At 69.7% G+C, this 15170-nt stretch carries 22 protein-coding genes; 5 read left to right on the forward strand and 17 right to left on the reverse strand.

All coding sequences use genetic code 11. The features are described from left to right. Nucleotides 1-249 precede the first annotated feature (249 nt). Nucleotides 250-1482, forward strand: coding sequence for an IS110 family transposase (locus SSMG_RS25515; RefSeq protein ID WP_009072274.1), 1233 nt, complete (start codon nucleotides 250-252; stop codon nucleotides 1480-1482). Between the two features lie 23 nt (nucleotides 1483-1505). Here SSMG_RS25515 and SSMG_RS25520 read toward each other — a convergent pair whose 3' ends face one another. The 10 genes from SSMG_RS25520 to SSMG_RS25565 form a co-directional block, all read right to left on the reverse strand. Beyond that, nucleotides 1506-1676, reverse strand: coding sequence for a gas vesicle protein (locus SSMG_RS25520; protein WP_286157064.1), 171 nt, complete (start codon nucleotides 1674-1676; stop codon nucleotides 1506-1508). 8 nt (nucleotides 1677-1684) lie between these two features. Further along, complete coding sequence (locus SSMG_RS25525; protein WP_009080780.1) at nucleotides 1685-2431, reverse strand: GvpL/GvpF family gas vesicle protein; 747 nt, start codon at nucleotides 2429-2431, stop codon at nucleotides 1685-1687. Further along, nucleotides 2428-2766 carry a gas vesicle protein gene (locus SSMG_RS25530; protein WP_009080782.1) on the reverse strand — a complete coding sequence of 113 codons (339 nt, stop codon included), beginning with the start codon at nucleotides 2764-2766 and terminating at the stop codon, nucleotides 2428-2430. The genes SSMG_RS25525 and SSMG_RS25530 overlap by 4 nt, the downstream gene beginning before the upstream one ends. A gap of 14 nt (nucleotides 2767-2780) precedes the next feature. Next, nucleotides 2781-3794 carry an SRPBCC family protein gene (locus SSMG_RS25535; protein ID WP_009080784.1) on the reverse strand — a complete coding sequence of 338 codons (1014 nt, stop codon included), beginning with the start codon at nucleotides 3792-3794 and terminating at the stop codon, nucleotides 2781-2783. Beyond that, nucleotides 3787-4362 (reverse strand): hypothetical protein, encoded by a 576-nt coding sequence (locus SSMG_RS25540; RefSeq protein ID WP_009080785.1) that lies wholly within the window; start codon nucleotides 4360-4362, stop codon nucleotides 3787-3789. Before SSMG_RS25540 ends, SSMG_RS25535 begins: the two co-directional genes overlap by 8 nt. A 21-nt stretch (nucleotides 4363-4383) precedes the next feature. After that, entirely contained in the window at nucleotides 4384-4611 is a 228-nt protein-coding gene (locus tag SSMG_RS25545; protein ID WP_009080786.1) for a gas vesicle protein GvpG, read from the reverse strand. After that, nucleotides 4611-5339, reverse strand: coding sequence for a GvpL/GvpF family gas vesicle protein (locus tag SSMG_RS25550; RefSeq protein ID WP_009080787.1), 729 nt, complete (start codon nucleotides 5337-5339; stop codon nucleotides 4611-4613). The genes SSMG_RS25545 and SSMG_RS25550 overlap by 1 nt, the downstream gene beginning before the upstream one ends. Continuing rightward, on the reverse strand, nucleotides 5336-5767 hold the full coding sequence (locus SSMG_RS25555; RefSeq protein WP_199786339.1) for a gas vesicle structural protein GvpA: 432 nt from the start codon (nucleotides 5765-5767) through the stop codon (nucleotides 5336-5338). The genes SSMG_RS25550 and SSMG_RS25555 overlap by 4 nt, the downstream gene beginning before the upstream one ends. Before the next feature lie 24 nt (nucleotides 5768-5791). Then, the gene (locus SSMG_RS25560) at nucleotides 5792-6058 is read right to left on the reverse strand and encodes a gas vesicle protein (protein ID WP_009080789.1); all 267 of its coding nucleotides are present in this window, start codon (nucleotides 6056-6058) and stop codon (nucleotides 5792-5794) included. A gap of 258 nt (nucleotides 6059-6316) precedes the next feature. After that, nucleotides 6317-7231 carry a hypothetical protein gene (locus SSMG_RS25565; protein WP_009080790.1) on the reverse strand — a complete coding sequence of 305 codons (915 nt, stop codon included), beginning with the start codon at nucleotides 7229-7231 and terminating at the stop codon, nucleotides 6317-6319. Nucleotides 7232-7418: 187 nt separating this feature from the next. Between SSMG_RS25565 and SSMG_RS25570 the strand changes: the two genes are divergently transcribed. Beyond that, a complete protein-coding gene (locus SSMG_RS25570; protein WP_009080791.1) occupies nucleotides 7419-8162 on the forward strand; it encodes a trypsin-like serine protease in 744 nt (247 codons plus the stop codon). A gap of 48 nt (nucleotides 8163-8210) precedes the next feature. On the opposite strand, the gene ligD (SSMG_RS25575) is transcribed toward SSMG_RS25570, so the two are convergent. From ligD (SSMG_RS25575) to SSMG_RS25585, 3 genes are read right to left on the reverse strand one after another with little or no spacing between them, the layout of a single operon-like run. After that, entirely contained in the window at nucleotides 8211-9074 is an 864-nt protein-coding gene (gene ligD / locus SSMG_RS25575; RefSeq protein ID WP_009080792.1) for a non-homologous end-joining DNA ligase, read from the reverse strand. Beyond that, entirely contained in the window at nucleotides 9071-10015 is a 945-nt protein-coding gene (ligD, locus tag SSMG_RS25580; protein WP_009080793.1) for a non-homologous end-joining DNA ligase, read from the reverse strand. The genes ligD (SSMG_RS25575) and ligD (SSMG_RS25580) overlap by 4 nt, the downstream gene beginning before the upstream one ends. Continuing rightward, nucleotides 10012-10569 carry a DNA polymerase ligase N-terminal domain-containing protein gene (locus SSMG_RS25585; RefSeq protein WP_009080794.1) on the reverse strand — a complete coding sequence of 186 codons (558 nt, stop codon included), beginning with the start codon at nucleotides 10567-10569 and terminating at the stop codon, nucleotides 10012-10014. Before SSMG_RS25585 ends, ligD (SSMG_RS25580) begins: the two co-directional genes overlap by 4 nt. Nucleotides 10570-10674: 105 nt before the next feature. Between SSMG_RS25585 and SSMG_RS42600 the strand changes: the two genes are divergently transcribed. Beyond that, nucleotides 10675-11076 (forward strand): hypothetical protein, encoded by a 402-nt coding sequence (locus SSMG_RS42600; RefSeq protein WP_009080795.1) that lies wholly within the window; start codon nucleotides 10675-10677, stop codon nucleotides 11074-11076. Here the strand turns inward: SSMG_RS42600 and SSMG_RS45570 are convergent. Together SSMG_RS45570 and SSMG_RS45575 are read right to left on the reverse strand one after the other, a co-directional pair. Next, a complete protein-coding gene (locus tag SSMG_RS45570) occupies nucleotides 11063-11329 on the reverse strand; it encodes a hypothetical protein (protein WP_009080796.1) in 267 nt (88 codons plus the stop codon). The genes SSMG_RS42600 and SSMG_RS45570 overlap by 14 nt on opposite strands. A gap of 225 nt (nucleotides 11330-11554) precedes the next feature. After that, nucleotides 11555-11710, reverse strand: coding sequence for a hypothetical protein (locus tag SSMG_RS45575; RefSeq protein WP_158688082.1), 156 nt, complete (start codon nucleotides 11708-11710; stop codon nucleotides 11555-11557). Here SSMG_RS45575 and SSMG_RS25600 point away from each other — a divergent pair. Then, a complete protein-coding gene (locus SSMG_RS25600) occupies nucleotides 11700-11903 on the forward strand; it encodes a hypothetical protein (protein WP_009080798.1) in 204 nt (67 codons plus the stop codon). The genes SSMG_RS45575 and SSMG_RS25600 overlap by 11 nt on opposite strands. Before the next feature lie 524 nt (nucleotides 11904-12427). On the opposite strand, the gene SSMG_RS25605 is transcribed toward SSMG_RS25600, so the two are convergent. Next, nucleotides 12428-13024, reverse strand: coding sequence for a bifunctional DNA primase/polymerase (locus tag SSMG_RS25605; protein WP_037714837.1), 597 nt, complete (start codon nucleotides 13022-13024; stop codon nucleotides 12428-12430). 418 nt (nucleotides 13025-13442) lie between these two features. Here SSMG_RS25605 and SSMG_RS25610 point away from each other — a divergent pair, with 418 nt between their 5' ends. Next, entirely contained in the window at nucleotides 13443-13754 is a 312-nt protein-coding gene (locus SSMG_RS25610; protein WP_037714840.1) for a hypothetical protein, read from the forward strand. A gap of 16 nt (nucleotides 13755-13770) precedes the next feature. Here SSMG_RS25610 and SSMG_RS25615 read toward each other — a convergent pair whose 3' ends face one another. Then, entirely contained in the window at nucleotides 13771-15090 is a 1320-nt protein-coding gene (locus tag SSMG_RS25615; protein ID WP_009080804.1) for a GGDEF domain-containing protein, read from the reverse strand. Between the last annotated feature and the right edge of the window lie 80 nt (nucleotides 15091-15170).

Here is a 15170-nt window from a genome sequence, read left to right on the forward strand (position 1 = left end):
GAAAGAACGGCGCGTCCGCCGGTGGACTGGTGATCGTGGTGGTGGGATGTCGTGGCCCGAGTCCGCCGCAGGAGGTGGCCTCTCGATGTGTTCCCGAGCTTCGAGCTCTTCGACAGAACGAGGACCCTGCGGTGTGCTGGAGTCACGAACGGCTACTGAGATGACGGACCGCCGAGTCCCGCGATTAGGGCGCTGCGTGACCCCGCCTGGACCCGTGAGCAGCAGCAACAGGAAAGGAAACGTGACGGTTTGACACTGTTCTGCGGCATCGACTGGGCCGAATCCCACCACGACGTCGCCATCATCGACGACACCGCAACCGTGATCGCCAAAGCCCGCATCGGCGACGACGCCACCGGGTTCGCCCGGCTGCTCGACCTGCTCGCCGAGGCCGGAGACACCGCCGACGCGCAGATCCCGGTCGGCATCGAAACCGACCACGGGCTGCTCGTCGCCGCGCTGCGCTCCACCGGCCGCACCATTTACGCGATCAACCCCCTCTCGGCATCGCGCTACCGGGCCCGGCACCAGGTGTCGGGCGCGAAGTCCGACGCCGCGGACGCCGCGCTGCTGGCCAACATCGTGCGCACCGACGCGGCCGCGCACCGACCGCTGCCGGCCGACACCGAACTGGCCCAAGCGGTGCGGGTGCTGGCACGAGCGCAACAGGACGCGGTCTGGGCCCGCCAGCAGCTGGGCAACCAGCTCCGGTCGCTGCTCAAGGAGTTCTACCCCGCGGCGCTGGAAGCGTTCGCCGGACAGCCCGAGGGCGGCCTGGCCCGCCGCGACGCCCGCACCGTCCTCGCCGCCGCCCCGACACCCGCGCTCGCAGCGACACTGACCCGCGCCCGGCTGCGGACACTGCTGACCAAGGCCGGACGCCGCCGCAACGTCGATGCCGACGTCGACCGCCTCCACGGCGTGTTCCGGTCCGAGCGGCTGCGGCAACCGCCGATCGTGGAGAACGCGATGGGCATCCAGTTTTCGGCTCTGCTGAGCCAATTCGAGGCCGCCTGCGCCGCCTCCGACAGTCTGGCGGAGGCGGCACGGACACATTTTGAACAGCACCCGGACGCCACGATCATCACCAGCTTCCCCGGCCTCGGACTGCTGGCCGGCGCCCGGGTGCTCGCCGAAATCGGAGACGACCGCACCCGCTTCACCGATCCCCGCGGACTGAAGGCCTACGCCGGATCCGCACCGATCACCCGCGCCAGCGGCCGAAAAACCGTGGTCTCGCACCGCCACATCAAAAACCGCCGCCTCGCCGCAGTCGGACCCGTCTGGGCGCTCGCCTCGCTGCGAGCCAGCCCCGGCGCACGACGCCACTTCGACACCCGCCGCGCCGCCGGAGACTGGAACCACCAAGCCCAACGCCACCTGTTCAACAAATTCCTCGGACAACTCCACCACTGCCTGCAGACGGACCGCCTCTACGACGAACACCAAGCCTTCCCACCTCCTCCAGCCCACACGGCTTGACTTCTAACAACCTGAGATGTCTTTCACCATGGCGCCGGGCGGTCTTCGCGGACCGAGGTGATCAACGCGCGCAGGGAAATGTGCACCAGATCGACCTCGGCGACCGACAGCACGAGGTCGCCGGTCAGCACGACGCCCCCGGCGAGCAGGCGGTCCAGCAGGTCGACCAGGGCCAGCCGGTCGGTTTCCTCCACCGCGGCGGTCACGAGATCCCCGCGAAGGAGTAGGGAGCCCACGGGCCGGTCACCTCGACCTCGATTCCGGCGACGTCCGAGTGCCGCAACTCGGCCAGCTGGGACAGGAAGCGGTCCCGGCCGGTGTCGGGCACCAGGCAGGCCAGGTTGAGGATGTTGCGGTCGGCGCGACCGGTCAGGGCGGGATCCTGGACGCGGTGCCGGTGGATGTCCGCGGACAGTTGCGCGAGTTCCCGTTCGATCCGCTCCGCGACCTCGACTGCTTCGTTGGTGCGAGCGTCCCGCGTTTGGCGTTGACGAAGACGTTGCCGCAAGTAGGAACGTCCGTCGGCGGGCGATTCCGCGGGAGCCTCTTCCCGCGGGGAGAGCGAGGCGAACACTTTGACGCCCCACTCGGCATGATCCCGAACCCGGCGCAACGCGGCCGAGAACTGCGCGGAATGCTCGGCGAGCATTTCCCGCACCCGGTCCTCGTCCCGGTAAATCGTCGCCATTCGCAGCGGCAGCACGCAGGTCCGGCGGCTCGCCTCGGCCACGACCGCGTTGTGCGCGCGGGCGATTTCTTCCAGCCACGGAAGGTTTTCCAGGTTCTCCTGCAGCGCGGATTCGCTGAACTCCTCGTCCGGGACCGGGCTGGCCAGTGCGGTCAGCCCGGTCCCGGAAACGGCGGAGACGGGAGAGCCGCGAAGCCCGGCAAGACCGCAGACCGGGTTGTCCGCCGCGAATTCGGCGACGGCGTAGCAATACCAGCTCACTGTTCCGCTCGCTCTCCCCGCGCGAGTTCGAGTTGCGCGCGCAGTCGTTCGTTCTCCTCCAGCAGATCCTTGCGCCGCGAGCCCGACGACAGGGACGGATCGTGCTCCCACCAGTCGATGCCCATTTCCTTGGCCCGTTCGACCGACGCGACCAGCAACCGGACCTTGATGGTCAGCAGCTCGATGTCGAGCAGGTTGACCTGGATGTCCCCGGCGATCACGATGCCCTTGTCCAGCACCCGTTCCAGGATGTCGGCGAGGTTCGCGCCGCCGCCGGACCCCGCCGGGCGGGACACCGCGGCCGGTCTCCCGGCGGACAGGCTGGACTCGCTCATCTGCTGCCTCCTCGTCACCGCGCCGCGACGGCGCGGCGGCCCCGCGGACGTTCGTCCTCGGGCTCGTCGTCTTCCTCTTCGTCTTCCTCGTCGAGGTCGTCGGCGTCTTCTTCGTCTTCCTCCGGAAGCTCTTCGTCCTCGGGCTCTTCGCCGCCGGTGTCTTCTTCCTCGTCGCGCGGCGCGTCCTCGTCCTCGCGCACCTGCTCCGGGGAGCGCACGACCTCGCCGTCGCGGATCTCGCCGCGCCAGCCGTCGCCCGACGCCTGTCCGGCCATCATGATGAACCGGCGGAAGTGCTTGAGGTCCAAGCGCGCCCGGCGGCCCTGCGCCCGCCAGATGTTGCCGGTCTTCTCGAACAGCCCGGACGGGTAGTACTCGATGACCAGCAGGACCTTCGTCAGGTTCGGGGCGAGTTCGTGGAAGGTCACCACGCCCTTGATCGTGCCCTTGGCCCCCTCGGTGGTCCACGCGATCCGCTCGTCGGGGATCTGCTCGGTGACGGTGGCCTTCATCGACCGGTTCGACCAGAAGATCTTGAACCGCCACTGCGAAGTGGTGTCGTCGGTTTGCTCCGCGCTCGTCACGCCTTTGGCGAAACTGCTGAACTTCTGGAATTCGGTCCACTGGTCGTACGCCTCGCGGACCGGCACGCCGACGTCGATGTCCTCGACGATGTTGATGATCTTCTTGCCGCCGCCGGAACCGCGTTTGCCGAACAGGCCCGAGACCGACTCCTTGAGGGCTTTGCCGCCGGCCGCGACCGCGGCCTTGACCGGAGACTTCCCTTCGGCGATCTTTTCGCCCGCGCTGAACAATCCTTTCACCGAGCCGCTGCCGCCCGCGTCGGCCAGCCGCCGGGAGGCCTCTCCCAGCTTGGTGCCCGCGGAGGACATCACGTGTTCCATCTTCGCCTGCGCGTACTCCTCGCCGGCGTGCAGCAATCGCTCCGTCGCGGGATTGCGCGAGGCCAGTTCCCGGAGTTTCGCCAAGGGACCGAGTTCTTCGCTGTCAGAACGGGATTCAGCCACGGTTCACCCCCGCCGTGCCCGAGGAACGCTTTTGCGTACGGCTCCCGGAAGAGGTCCGTTTCCGCGAGGACGAACTGCTCGACGTCTTGCGCGCGGGCTTGCGTTGTCCTTGCGCCGTGCTCTGCGACTTCGCCGGACGTTTACGGGACCGCGGCCGGGTTTCGGTCTCGTCCTCGGCGTCGTCGTCCTCTTCCGGCTCCCGGTCCTGATCCTCGTCCCCGGAATCCCGGCCGGTGACCGCCGCCGGAAGGCCGGCGGCTTTGTCCCGCAGGGTGTCGGTGTGCTCCTGCAGCGATCCGGCCAGCCGCCCCGCCTGGTGGGTCAGGATGTCCGCGGCGAGGGTCTTGCCCGCGCCCAGCACCTCGTCCCGCACCTGATCGCGGACCCCGGCCAGTTCGGGCGACGAAGCCAGTTCGCGCGTGACGTCCGAAAGCAGCTTCTTCGGGTCCAGGTTCAGCTTCTTCCCGACGAGCCAGGCCCCCATGGTGATGGCCAGTTTGGCTTTCTTCCGTCTCCCGAGCACGTAACCGCCGACCACGGCGGCCGCGACCTTCATTCCCGGTGTCATCTGTTCGCTCCGTTCATCCGGCTACCCCCGGTCGAATTCTTCGAGCAGATCGAGTATTTCGTCCTCTCTGCGGTCGAACTCCTCCTCGCTGATCCCGCCTGTCGTCAGTTCCCTTTCCAGGGCAGCCAGTTCCCTTTTCAACTGGGCGATCTGCTCCTGCTCGGCGGCATCGATCACGTGCCCGGTCACCCAGGCGACGCCGCGCACCGGCGCCAGCGGCAGCAGGAGAAGCTCGCCGAGCAGTCCCACTAGTGATCCTCGGTAAAGCTGTAGGGCGGCAACGGTCCTTGTGCGCGGACCTCCGCCACCTCTTCGACCAGGGTCGTCAACCGCTGCACCGCGTCCTGGAATTCCGCCAGTTTCTCCTGCGGCACCAGGAACGAGCAGTTGAAAAAGCACCCGTCGACCCGCGGTCCCGGAGAATGCTCGGACGCCAGCGGAAGCAGGTAGCTCAGCACCGCGTCGGCGTCCTCGCCCTCGCGTGCCTCCAGCCGGCCGGCGACCAGCTCGCCGAACCGGACCTGTTCCGCCTGGCCGCGCCCGGCGTCCTCCCGCAGACTCGCGGCCAGGTTCCGGATTTCCTCGTCCCCGGCGAGAATCTGGCCCAGTACCGCCTCTTCCCGGTGCGCGACCTTGACGTTCATCTCCACGTGCCCGCGAACGCGTTGCAGCGCGGCCGTGTACACCTCGGCCTTGGCCGCGATTTCCTCGGCCACAGCGGTATCGTCGTCCGCGACGACACCGAAGCGCATCGGCAGCGTCGGCCCTTTCTCGCACAGGGCCTGCAAGATCTCTTGGTGGGCAAGCAGATCCCGCCGTTTCGCCCGCAGTTCGCCGTCGACGTCGCCGACCACCGCACTCAGTTCGTCCCCGGCGGGCAGCACCCGCGCGGGCGCGGACGACGGGCCGACGCCGCGCAGACCGCCCACCTCGCCGGGATGATCGGCGAACGTGATGCCGTACAGGTAGGTGCTCATTCGCTCGACCTCGCGGTGCTCCGGCGGCTGCGGCTGCGGGGCCGTTCCTCGGCTTCCTCGCCGTCCTTGTCGCTGGACTTCTGGAACTGCTCGGCGAACGTCTCGACCGCGCCGGTCAGCGCGCCTTTGGACTTTCCTTTGGCGCCTTTCTCGGTGACCTCGCCCAGCAGATCGGGCAGCGTCGTAGCGCTCGACGCACGGGTGAGGTCCAGCCGGTTGCACGCCTCGGCGAACCGCAGGTAAGTGTCCACACTGGCCACCACGATCCGCGCGTCCACCGTGAGCAATTCGATGCCCACCAGCGAAACCCGCACGAACGCGTCGATCACGAGCCCCTTGTCGAGGATCAGCTCGAGGATGTCGTAGAGGTTTCCGGTGCCCGGCCCGCGTTGCAGCTGGCCGTTCGAGCCCGACCGTCCGGTCGCCATGGTCATGAAAACTCCTTCCCTTCCTCACGCGTCGATCTGGCCGCGCGCGTACCGCCGGACCTGCTCGTAGCCGAGGAAGCCGCCCTGCTCGTCGACCCGCACGCAGTACGTGGCCATCAGGCTGGTGGTGTCCGGCACCCGTTCCAGCTCGAGCACTTCGACCAGCAGCTTCCATCCGTCGCCGTCCCGGGTGAACGCCGACACGGATTCGATGTCCTTTTCGGTCAGCTCCTCGAACACCGCACGCGCGTCGCGCATCAGCCCGGCAGGCGACCGGCCGTTCTCAGCCATCACGCCTCCGGCCGTCGTCTCGTCCGTTCTCGTCAGGCCGATGAAACATGTGGTGTCGGCTACCCGGGACTCTCCGGCCAAAACTGGCTACTCGCCAGGAAAATTTAAATTGCGCCGAACAGCGCAGTGCCGCCCCGCCACTCAGCGCAGATTCGGACGCTCAGTAGCCGACCGCGTGCGAAGCGCCGCACTGGCAAAGGAAATCTCCTTTTGTCCATAAAGGACACTCGCCCGGTGTCCTCAGTGGATCGCGCAGCGTCACCACCGCCAGCGCACTCCGTGGATTCCCGCTCCCTGCCCGGTCCGGATCACGTGCGCGGGCACGCCGGGCCGCATCCGCACCTCGGCGGTCTCCAGTTCCGGGCCGGCGGGCGAATCCTGCCGGTACGACACGCATTCGGCGGGCAGCGCGGCCGGATCGAAACGCACCTCCAGCAGGTGTTCCGCGATCGGCAGCCGGAAACGCCGGTCGTAGCGCGAATCCGGCTCCTCGTCCCGGAACGCGAACCGGTATTCGACGATCCCCGTCTCGCCCGGCGCGAGCGGGTGGTCCAGCACCAGTTCCGTCACCGAGAAGGCCTGCTCCGGCCTCGTCCGCACGCATCCGGGACGGCAGTACCGCGCCGACACCAGCGCCGGCGACTGTCCGGGCGTGAACCCGCGCAGCGCGACGATGCGCACGAACGCCGGTTCGTCCAGCGCCCGCAGCACTTCTCGCACGTGCAGGCTGCGCATCCGTCCGGCGGCGTCGACGTGCAAGGTCTCGTGCACGCTGACCGATTCCGGGGAAGAATCCTCGAAAGAATTCAGCACCATCGGGAGCAGGCTGCGACTTTCCCACAGCCGGTCCCACCGCGCCGCGCGCGGGGCCGGGGCGCCGGTGCGCGGCCGGTCCAGCAGCGCGCGCAGCGCTCCGGGCGGCACGTCCAGCACCGGCTCCAGCAAAGCCAGCGCCCGCAACGATTCCGGCCGTTCCGGGCGGCTGCGTCCGGTGCGCCACGAGCTGAGCGTGGTCGTGCTGACCGGCACGCCCGAGGCCGCGAGCCGTTCGCGCAAGCGCGCCAGCCCGAGGCCGCTGCGCTCGATCGCCAGGGTCAGGGCGCGTTCGAACGGCCCGTCGGCCAGCGCCTTGGCCAGCCGCTCCCCGCCCGAAGCCGGGGCGAACAACCGCATTTCGCCTCTCCTGGAAAAAACGGACCGGTCGAAACGGATTCTCGGCAACGGTTCACCGGTTGGCAACCCGCCGAAAGTCGCGTCGCCGCCGCTTGCCCGCCACGGGCGGTTCGGCGGATTCCGCCGCACGGCCGCGCTGCTTACGTTCGAAAGCGTCCCCCATCGGAAACTGTCCCCAAGGAGCGACATGCGCGCACTCACCCGGGCCCTCGCCGTGCTGACCGGTTCCTGCGCGGCGCTCGGCGCGCTCGCCGTGACCCCCGCGTCCGCGAGCCCCGCCGCGCCCGACGCCCAGCCGTCGATCATCGGCGGCAGCACCGCGCAGAACCCCGGCTACCTCACGCGGTTCAACGGGCACGCGAACGGCTACACGTTCTTCTGCACCAGCACGCTGATCGGCAGCCGCTGGGTCCTCACCGCGAAGCACTGCATGTACGACAACAACGGACAGCGGCTCACCGACATCGACCTCTACATCGGCTCCAACAGCGCCAGCGGCGGCGTGCACGCCAAGGCCGCCTCCACCTACGTCTACTCCGGCGGCGACCTGGCGCTGATCAAGCTGAACACCAACGGCGGCAGCACGTACGCCCGCCTCGCCAGCAGCTCCGACGACGCGCAGGAAGGCGACAGCGCCACGGTCTACGGTTGGGGCGCGACGCAGAGCACCGACGAGGGCCACCACCAGTCGAGCGTGCTGAAGAGGGCCGCCGTCACCATCACGAACACCCAGGACAGCGACAACGCCGGCGGCCCCGCGATCACCGCGAGCACCCCGAACGGCGCGGTGGCGGGCGGCGACTCGGGCGGCCCGATGGTCGACGGCGGCGTCCAGGTCGGCGTCTGCTCGACCAGCGACCGCTCCAGCGTCACCACCTACGGCAGCGTCGCCGCCGGACGGGACTGGATCCAGCAGATCTCCGGCGTCTGATCCTCGCGGCACCGCGCCGGGGCCCCGCCGGCGCGGCGCCGCGTCCCCTCAGCTCAGCTTCTCCAACGCCTTCTCCGCCGACGCGGCGTCCTTCGCCATCCCGCGCCACGGGTCTTCCTTGCGCGCCAACCGCCGGCGAAGCTTGTCCGGGCCCCAGCCGTTCGGCGAGGCCTTGCCGAGTTCCGCCCAGTCCAGCGGGGTCGCCGAGGCCGCGCCGGGGCGGGCGCGCAGCGAATACGGGGCGACGAACGTCTGCGCGTACCCGTTGCGGTTCGCGTCGACGAACACCCGGTCGCCGCGGTTGTCCTTGCGCTGGGCGGTGGTCAGGCGGTCCGGGTCGGCGGACGCGACGCGGTCCGCCAGGGCGCGCGAGAGTTCCAGGACCACGTCCGTGGTCGCGGTGGCGTCGAGGGGCGCCACCACGTGGAAGCCGCGGCCGCCGGTCGCCTGCAGGTACGCGGTGAGCCCGGCGTCGGCGTAGTGGTCGCGAATGCGGCGGGCCGCGGCGCGCAGGTCGGCGACGTCGGTGCCGTCCGGCGGGTCCAGGTCGAGCACCAGCAGGTCCGGCTTGTCCGGCGCGTCCGCAGTGGACAGCCAGACGTGGAACTCCACGGTGCCCTGGTTTGCCAGGTACAGCAGGGAATCCTCGTCGTCGCACACGACGTACTCGTCGGTGCCGCCGCCTCGGCGCGGCACGGCTTCGGTGCGCAGCCACGACGGGAAGTGCTCGCCCGGGTGCTTCTGGAACCAGCCCTCCGCCTCGATGCCGTCCGGATACCGCCGCAGCGTGAGCGGGCGGCCGCGCAGGTGCGGCAGCATCGCGGGCGCGACGGCGCGGTAATGCTCGACGACGTCTCCCTTGGTGGGGCCGTCCTCGGGGTAGAACACCTTGTCGGGATGGGAAATCTTCACGGGCGCTCCCGGATCACGTCGGACGGCTTCTTGTCCTCGCGCAGGCCGGTGAACCTCGGGTGGCGCAACCGGCCGTCGCGGGTCCACTCGGAAAAGCCGATCTGGGCGACCAGCTCCGGCCGCACCCAGCGCGCGCCACGTTCGCGCACCGGATCGGCGAACGGCGAACTGTCGGTTTCGCGGCGAGTCAGCTCGGCGTGCAGCGAGGTCAGCAGCTGGTGGTCGAAACCGGTGCCGACCTTGCCCGCGTACCGCAGCCGCCCTTTCTCGTGGTAGCCCAGCAGCAGCGCGCCGAACCCGACGCGGCTCCCCTGCGGCGCGGTGAACCCGCCGATCACCAGCTCCTGGCCCTGCTGGCATTTGAACTTCAGCCAGTCCGGCGACCTGCCGTGGTGGTACGGCGCGTCGGCGCGTTTCGCGATCACGCCCTCCCAGCCGCGGCGGCACGCCTCCTCGAAGTACTTCTCGCCGTCGGTATTGCGGTGCGAGGACAACCGAAGCGGGTCTTTGAAGGTGAAGGCGTCGCGCAGGATCGACTTGCGCTCGCGCAGCGGGAGCGACGTGGTGTCCTGGTCGTCGTAGTACAACAGGTCGAAGAGGTAGTAGTACACGCGCACGCCGGTCGCGCGGGCGCGCTCCGGATCGGTCAGGTGGATCCGCGGCTGGAGCGCGGCGAAACTGGTCTGGTCGCCGTCGAACGCCACGATCTCCCCGTCCGCGACGAACCGCGGTCCGCCTTGTGCGGCAAGGGCTTCCACGATCTCCGGGTACGCGTTGTCCATCGTCTTGCGGTTGCGGGAGTACAGCGTCGGGGTGCCGCCGTCGCGCACGCAGATGGCGCGGACGCCGTCGAGCTTGCGCTCGTAAATCCACTCCTCGGAGGAGAAGCGGCGGTCGGTGAGCGTGGCGAGGGTCGGCTCGCGCCAGCCGGGACCGGTCATTCGAGATCCCGGTTGGTGCGGCCGCTGAGCACGGGTTCGAGCTGCGTTTTCGCGGGTTTGCGCCGGCGGTCGGCCCCGTCGTCGTCCTTTTTGATCAGCAGCCACTGCTCCTGGCCGGACGAGTCGCGGCGGATCAGGGAGAAGGCGCCGCGCAGCTTTTCGCCGTGCAGACGGACCTTGAGGTGGCCGTCTTCGAGGGCTTGTTCGGCGGAGTCGGTGAGCACCTCGAACCTCCCGGTGTCCCACACGATCACGGTGCCGCCGCCGTACTCCTCAGCGGGGATGACGCCTTCGAACCGGGCGTAGTCGAGCGGATGGTCCTCGGTGCGGATGGCGAGACGCCGGTCCGAAGGATTCAGCGACGGGCCCTTCGGCACCGACCACGAGACGAGAACGCCGCCGATCTCCAGCCGGAAGTCGAAGTGCAGGCTGCTCGCGTCGTGCCGCTGGACGACGAACACCGGTTCGGCGTTCCGGCGGCCCCCGCTCGGCTCCGGGGTCCGCCGCGGGTCTCGTTTGGCGCGGTACGCGGCCAGCCGGTCCTTCGAGGACATCCCACCACCTCCGACCGCCGGATGCCCGCGCGCCGGGAACGCGAAACGTGATTGACGGCTCGCTGCCCGGGTAAGCGAACGGTTCCCGGCAGGCAGGAGCGATCCATGGCACCCCTCGCGGTCGACCTCGTCCTCGCGACCCGCACCGGCGACCTCGACGAGGTGGTCCGGCTGCTCGGCGAACTCGACGCACTTCCCGTGCGGCAGCGCGTGCTGCGCGGCCTCGTGCAGCGCTGCGCCGAGGCGGTCCACGAGCGGTTCGGACCGCGCCCCGACGACGCGGTGTTCACGGCCGTCGCGGTGGGCGAGGGCGAGGTGGCCGACGTGGACGACCTCGCGCCCGGGGTGCGCGCGGCGTTGCGGGCGGTGCTGGCGAAGCTGAACGGCGACGTCGAGGGCCTCGAAGCGCAGCTCAGCCTGGCCGCGCGGGAACCGCGGCTCACCGGGGTGGTGCATTGCCTGCTCTGGGCCGCCGACCTCCCGGCAACGGGCTTCACCGCACAGTGAAATCTCCGTCGTCGCCGACGACCAGGACGCGGCCGTCGAGCGCGTCGGAGCTGGCCTGGTCGAGGAATACGCGGGCGCCGGTCTCGTCGTCGGTCAGCACGGTGTCGGTTTCGGTGGCCAGCGCGGACACCGAGGTCGCCAGGCCGGCGGAGCCTTCGCGGGCGGTGACGCGCAGCCCGCCCTCCGGCGCGACGCCCTGTTCGGTCGCGAGGCGCTGGATGGTCCGGGCCGCGCCGGGATCGATGGTCAGCATGACCCCCGGTTACCCGCCTGGGCGGCGGCTAGTCGCGGAGCCCGTTTACCGCCGCGGGCAGCGGGTAAGCGGATTCCCGACCCCGATTCCGAGCAGTCCTGAGATGTGAGCGCTCCGATGACCGGATTTTTCCCGCCCGGGCAGGGAAACAGCCCGTTCGACCAGTTCCTGTCGCAGTTCTTCGGCCAGGCCGCGCCCGGCCGCCGCGGCTACTCGGTCGACGTGTCACGGCTGCTCACAGACCAGGCCCGCGGGCTCGTCGCGGAGGCGGCCGACCGCGCGGGCGCTGAGGCGCGCCGGCGTCGACGCGGCCAAGGTCGCCGAGCGCATCGAACGCGACCACGCCGCGCTCGCTATCGCGTTCTTCGGCATGCGTGGCATCGGACCTCTCTATAACCTCGCCTACGGACTCCACCAGGGCGGGCTGCCGGGTGCCGACCAGCTGTGGCGGGCGGGCGCGCTGGCGGCGGCACTTTCCGTGCTGATCCACGGGATTCTGGCCGCGCCGGTGTTGCGCCGGGCCGAGGAGCGGGGCGCGCACCTGCCGCGGCACCTCCCGGACGAAACCGGATAACGCTTTTCCCGCGCGGAAAGCAGTTCCCCCATTGGGTTGCGGAAATCCCGGTCAGAGAATCGGGACCCGACACGATGGTGGAACGAAGTGGAAGCCGATCGCCTTCCGCCAGCAGGTTTCTCGACGGACCCCGGGCCGGCGTTCGCCCGCCGCGATCATTCCTCCCGCCAGGAGCAAGTCCCATGCTGAAGAACCTCGGTCTCGCGACGGTCGCGGCCGGAAGCCCCGGCCTGGACCATGTCACCGGCACGCCGCGCGGGCCCGTGGTGTCCCCGCTCCGGGCAGGCATATCCCCGCTCGCCCGGGCTTTAGTGAGCCTTCGCGCCCGGCCGCGCGCAAGCGGCCGAGGCGCGAAGTCCGGCGGTTCGCCTCCGCGTTCGCCCGCTCGGGCCGGGACCTGCCCGAGTCATGGCGATCCTCGCTTCCCTCGCGTCAACCGGTCCCGCGCCGGGATAAACCGCTCGCCGGGAGGACAACCGCGAGACCACCTGGACGTGTGACACCGGCAAGGGCGGGCACGAGAACTACGCGGAACCGCCGGAAAGTTCCGCGAGCTTCTCCAGAATCGCGGCCCCGTCGCCCAGCATCTCCCGCTCCAGCGGGGAAATGCGCCACCACACCACGCCCGCGACGACCCTGCTCGGCGGAAGCACCACGAGGTCTCCCGGCGCAACGACCTCCACACCGGACCCCAGCGCGCAATCCCCGAAAGTGCCGGGCTCGACGAAGAAAAACGCTCCGTGCGGAGACAACGCCATCGGCCCGAGCGGCCGCCCGCCGTCGAATGCGGCGAGGGTTTGCCAGCCTAGATAGGTCGGCGCGCGCAGGACGGAAAAATGCTCTCCCACCGGCGCGAGAATCGCTTGCCGGTGAATAGACCACCATTCCGCGACCACGCAACGGTCGACAGTGGCCTCGGACCGGGGCACCGTCGGCTCCCGGCCGCCGAGTCGTTCGAAGGTGACCGGATGCCACGTCGTCAGGCCGTCGCACACCGGGCCTGGCAGGATCGGCCAGCCCAGGGCGGCGTAATGCTCGGCCGCGGCGCGCAGCGAACCCAGGGCGGCCCCGTGGTCCCCGGCCAGACAGCGGGAACGGCTTCCGCGCGCAACAGCGGTCATCGCAAGAGTCCCTTCCGAGAAGCGAACGCCGCGACCGGCGGCGCGGGAACCGGGGTACCGCCCGACCACCATGCGTCCGCGGCGAGTCGCGGACCAGCCAGAGAACCGGGCGCAAACCGGCAGCGCGCCGGGTCCGCTCGCGTCACGAAATCGTCACGCCCACAACCGGCGCCGCGCCCGCCCGTCTCCTCAGCAAGCGACCGAATCGCCACGTTTCCAGGGGGACACCATGCACAAAAGCTCGCTTCGCCCTGCCCATTTTCTCCTCGTCGCAACCGCGACGGCACTGATCGGCCTCACCGCCGGATGCACCTCCGACGGCGCGTCTCCGGCCCCAACTGGCGCGTCGGCCCCAGTCGCTGTCCCGCCCGCCAAGGCGGCCTCGGCCACCCGGACCTCTCGCCATCCGAGCGAAGACGTGGAATTCATCGGCTACGACACCAAGCGGGACATGCCGGAATTCGTCAAAGTCGTGCAGCAGGGCAACGGCGGCGCCCACCTGGTCCCCGACCCGGACGACCCGACCACGCACGAACTCCCGATGTCGCCGGACGCCTCGATCCGGGCCGTCGGCGACACGGACTTCCCCTTCGAAACCTGCCCGCCGTACGGCTGCACCACCAGCCTGATGATCGCGTCGGTGATCGGGCACTACGACAACTCGTTCTACGCCCACATCCACGTCAACGCGGCCGACCAGATCGATTTTGTCGAGCAATCGGCCTACTGAAGGCGTCGAAACCGATTCATCCGGACGGCCGGTGCTGGCGCGGATTCGCCCGCGCCAGCACCGCGTCACTCCCGACTCCGGCCACCCTGATCTGATTGCGGCCGTTCTGCTTGGCCCGCAACAACGCGCCGTCCGCGGCCCGAAGCAACTGTTCGGCCGAGACCCCGTTCTCGGGGTAGGACGCCACCCCCATCGAAGTGCTCACTCCGGGCAGCGTCCGAGGCTCCCCGTCCGTAGTAGCGGTGAGCACGATCGGGGTATGCGCCAGCCGGGAACGAATCCGCTCAGCGACGGCCAGCAACTCGCCGGACCTGAGGCCGGGCAGGAGAATCGCCAGCTCGTCCCCGCCGTACCGGGCCACGAGATCCTCGGCCCGGACCTCGGACCGCACTCGGTCGGCGACGGCGCGGATGGCCTGGTCGCCGGCCGGGTGCCCGTAGGTGTCGTTGATGGCTTTGAACTTGTCGAGGTCCAGGAACAGCACGCCGAGACCGGTCTGGCTGAGCCTCGCCCGTTCGAGGGCGGCGGTGACCACGTCCGCCCAGTACACCGGCGTCGCCAAGCCCGTCTTCTGATCCGTCCGGGACGCCCGCAGGTACTGGGGCAGCAAGAGATCGCGGTGCACGCACAGCACGGCGATCATCGGGGCCGGCAGCGCCCACGGCTCGTGGACCAGCAGGACGGCCATGGTCGCGCCGAGCCCGAGCGCCGAGGCGACGACCAGCTGGTCGCCGGGATGTCCCAAGGCCTGCCGGAGCGGCAGTTTTTCGTGCGTGGACCACCCGATCGCGACGACGACCAGTGCGTAGTTGACCAGCCACCACGCGGCGGCAGCGGCTGCTACGAGCAGCAGCGACCACCCGTCGTGCGGCAACCGGGGGCCGCTCGGCGAAATGGAGTCCAGGATCGTCGAGGCGACGGCCGACGCGAGTACGAAGGTGGCGGCGGAATAGATCTTTCGATACAGAATCGTCGGCCCGTAAACCCGATACCAGCAATATGCGTAGGACACCGCGGTCAACGCGATGACGAGCGGCAGCGGCAGCACCAGCAGCGCGGCGAACACCCACAGGCTCTTGAGATTCGTGTACGGCGCTTTCTTCGACGCCTGCTCACGCCTGCGCTCGATCGTGCGGACCGCCTCGAGATGTCCCACGGCGGCCGCGGTGAGGAGCGCGAACCACAGCCACTCCGTCCGGGTGACCGAGACGGAGACCGCCGAGAACACCCCGATCGCGACCGCGACGGCGTCGACCGCGAGCACCAGGCACAGCGCGGGGCGCGGCAGGGACCGGAATCCCCGCCTCGTTATGCGTCCGCCACTCTCACCAGTCACGCTGGTATCCGCCCCTGTCCACGAAGATTAATCACAGTAATCGCAGGGCCGCCCGGCCGTCGATACGCCGGTCGGACCAA

The sequence above is a fragment of the Streptomyces sp. AA4 genome (assembly GCF_000158875.1).
Lineage (GTDB): Bacteria > Actinomycetota > Actinomycetes > Mycobacteriales > Pseudonocardiaceae > Amycolatopsis.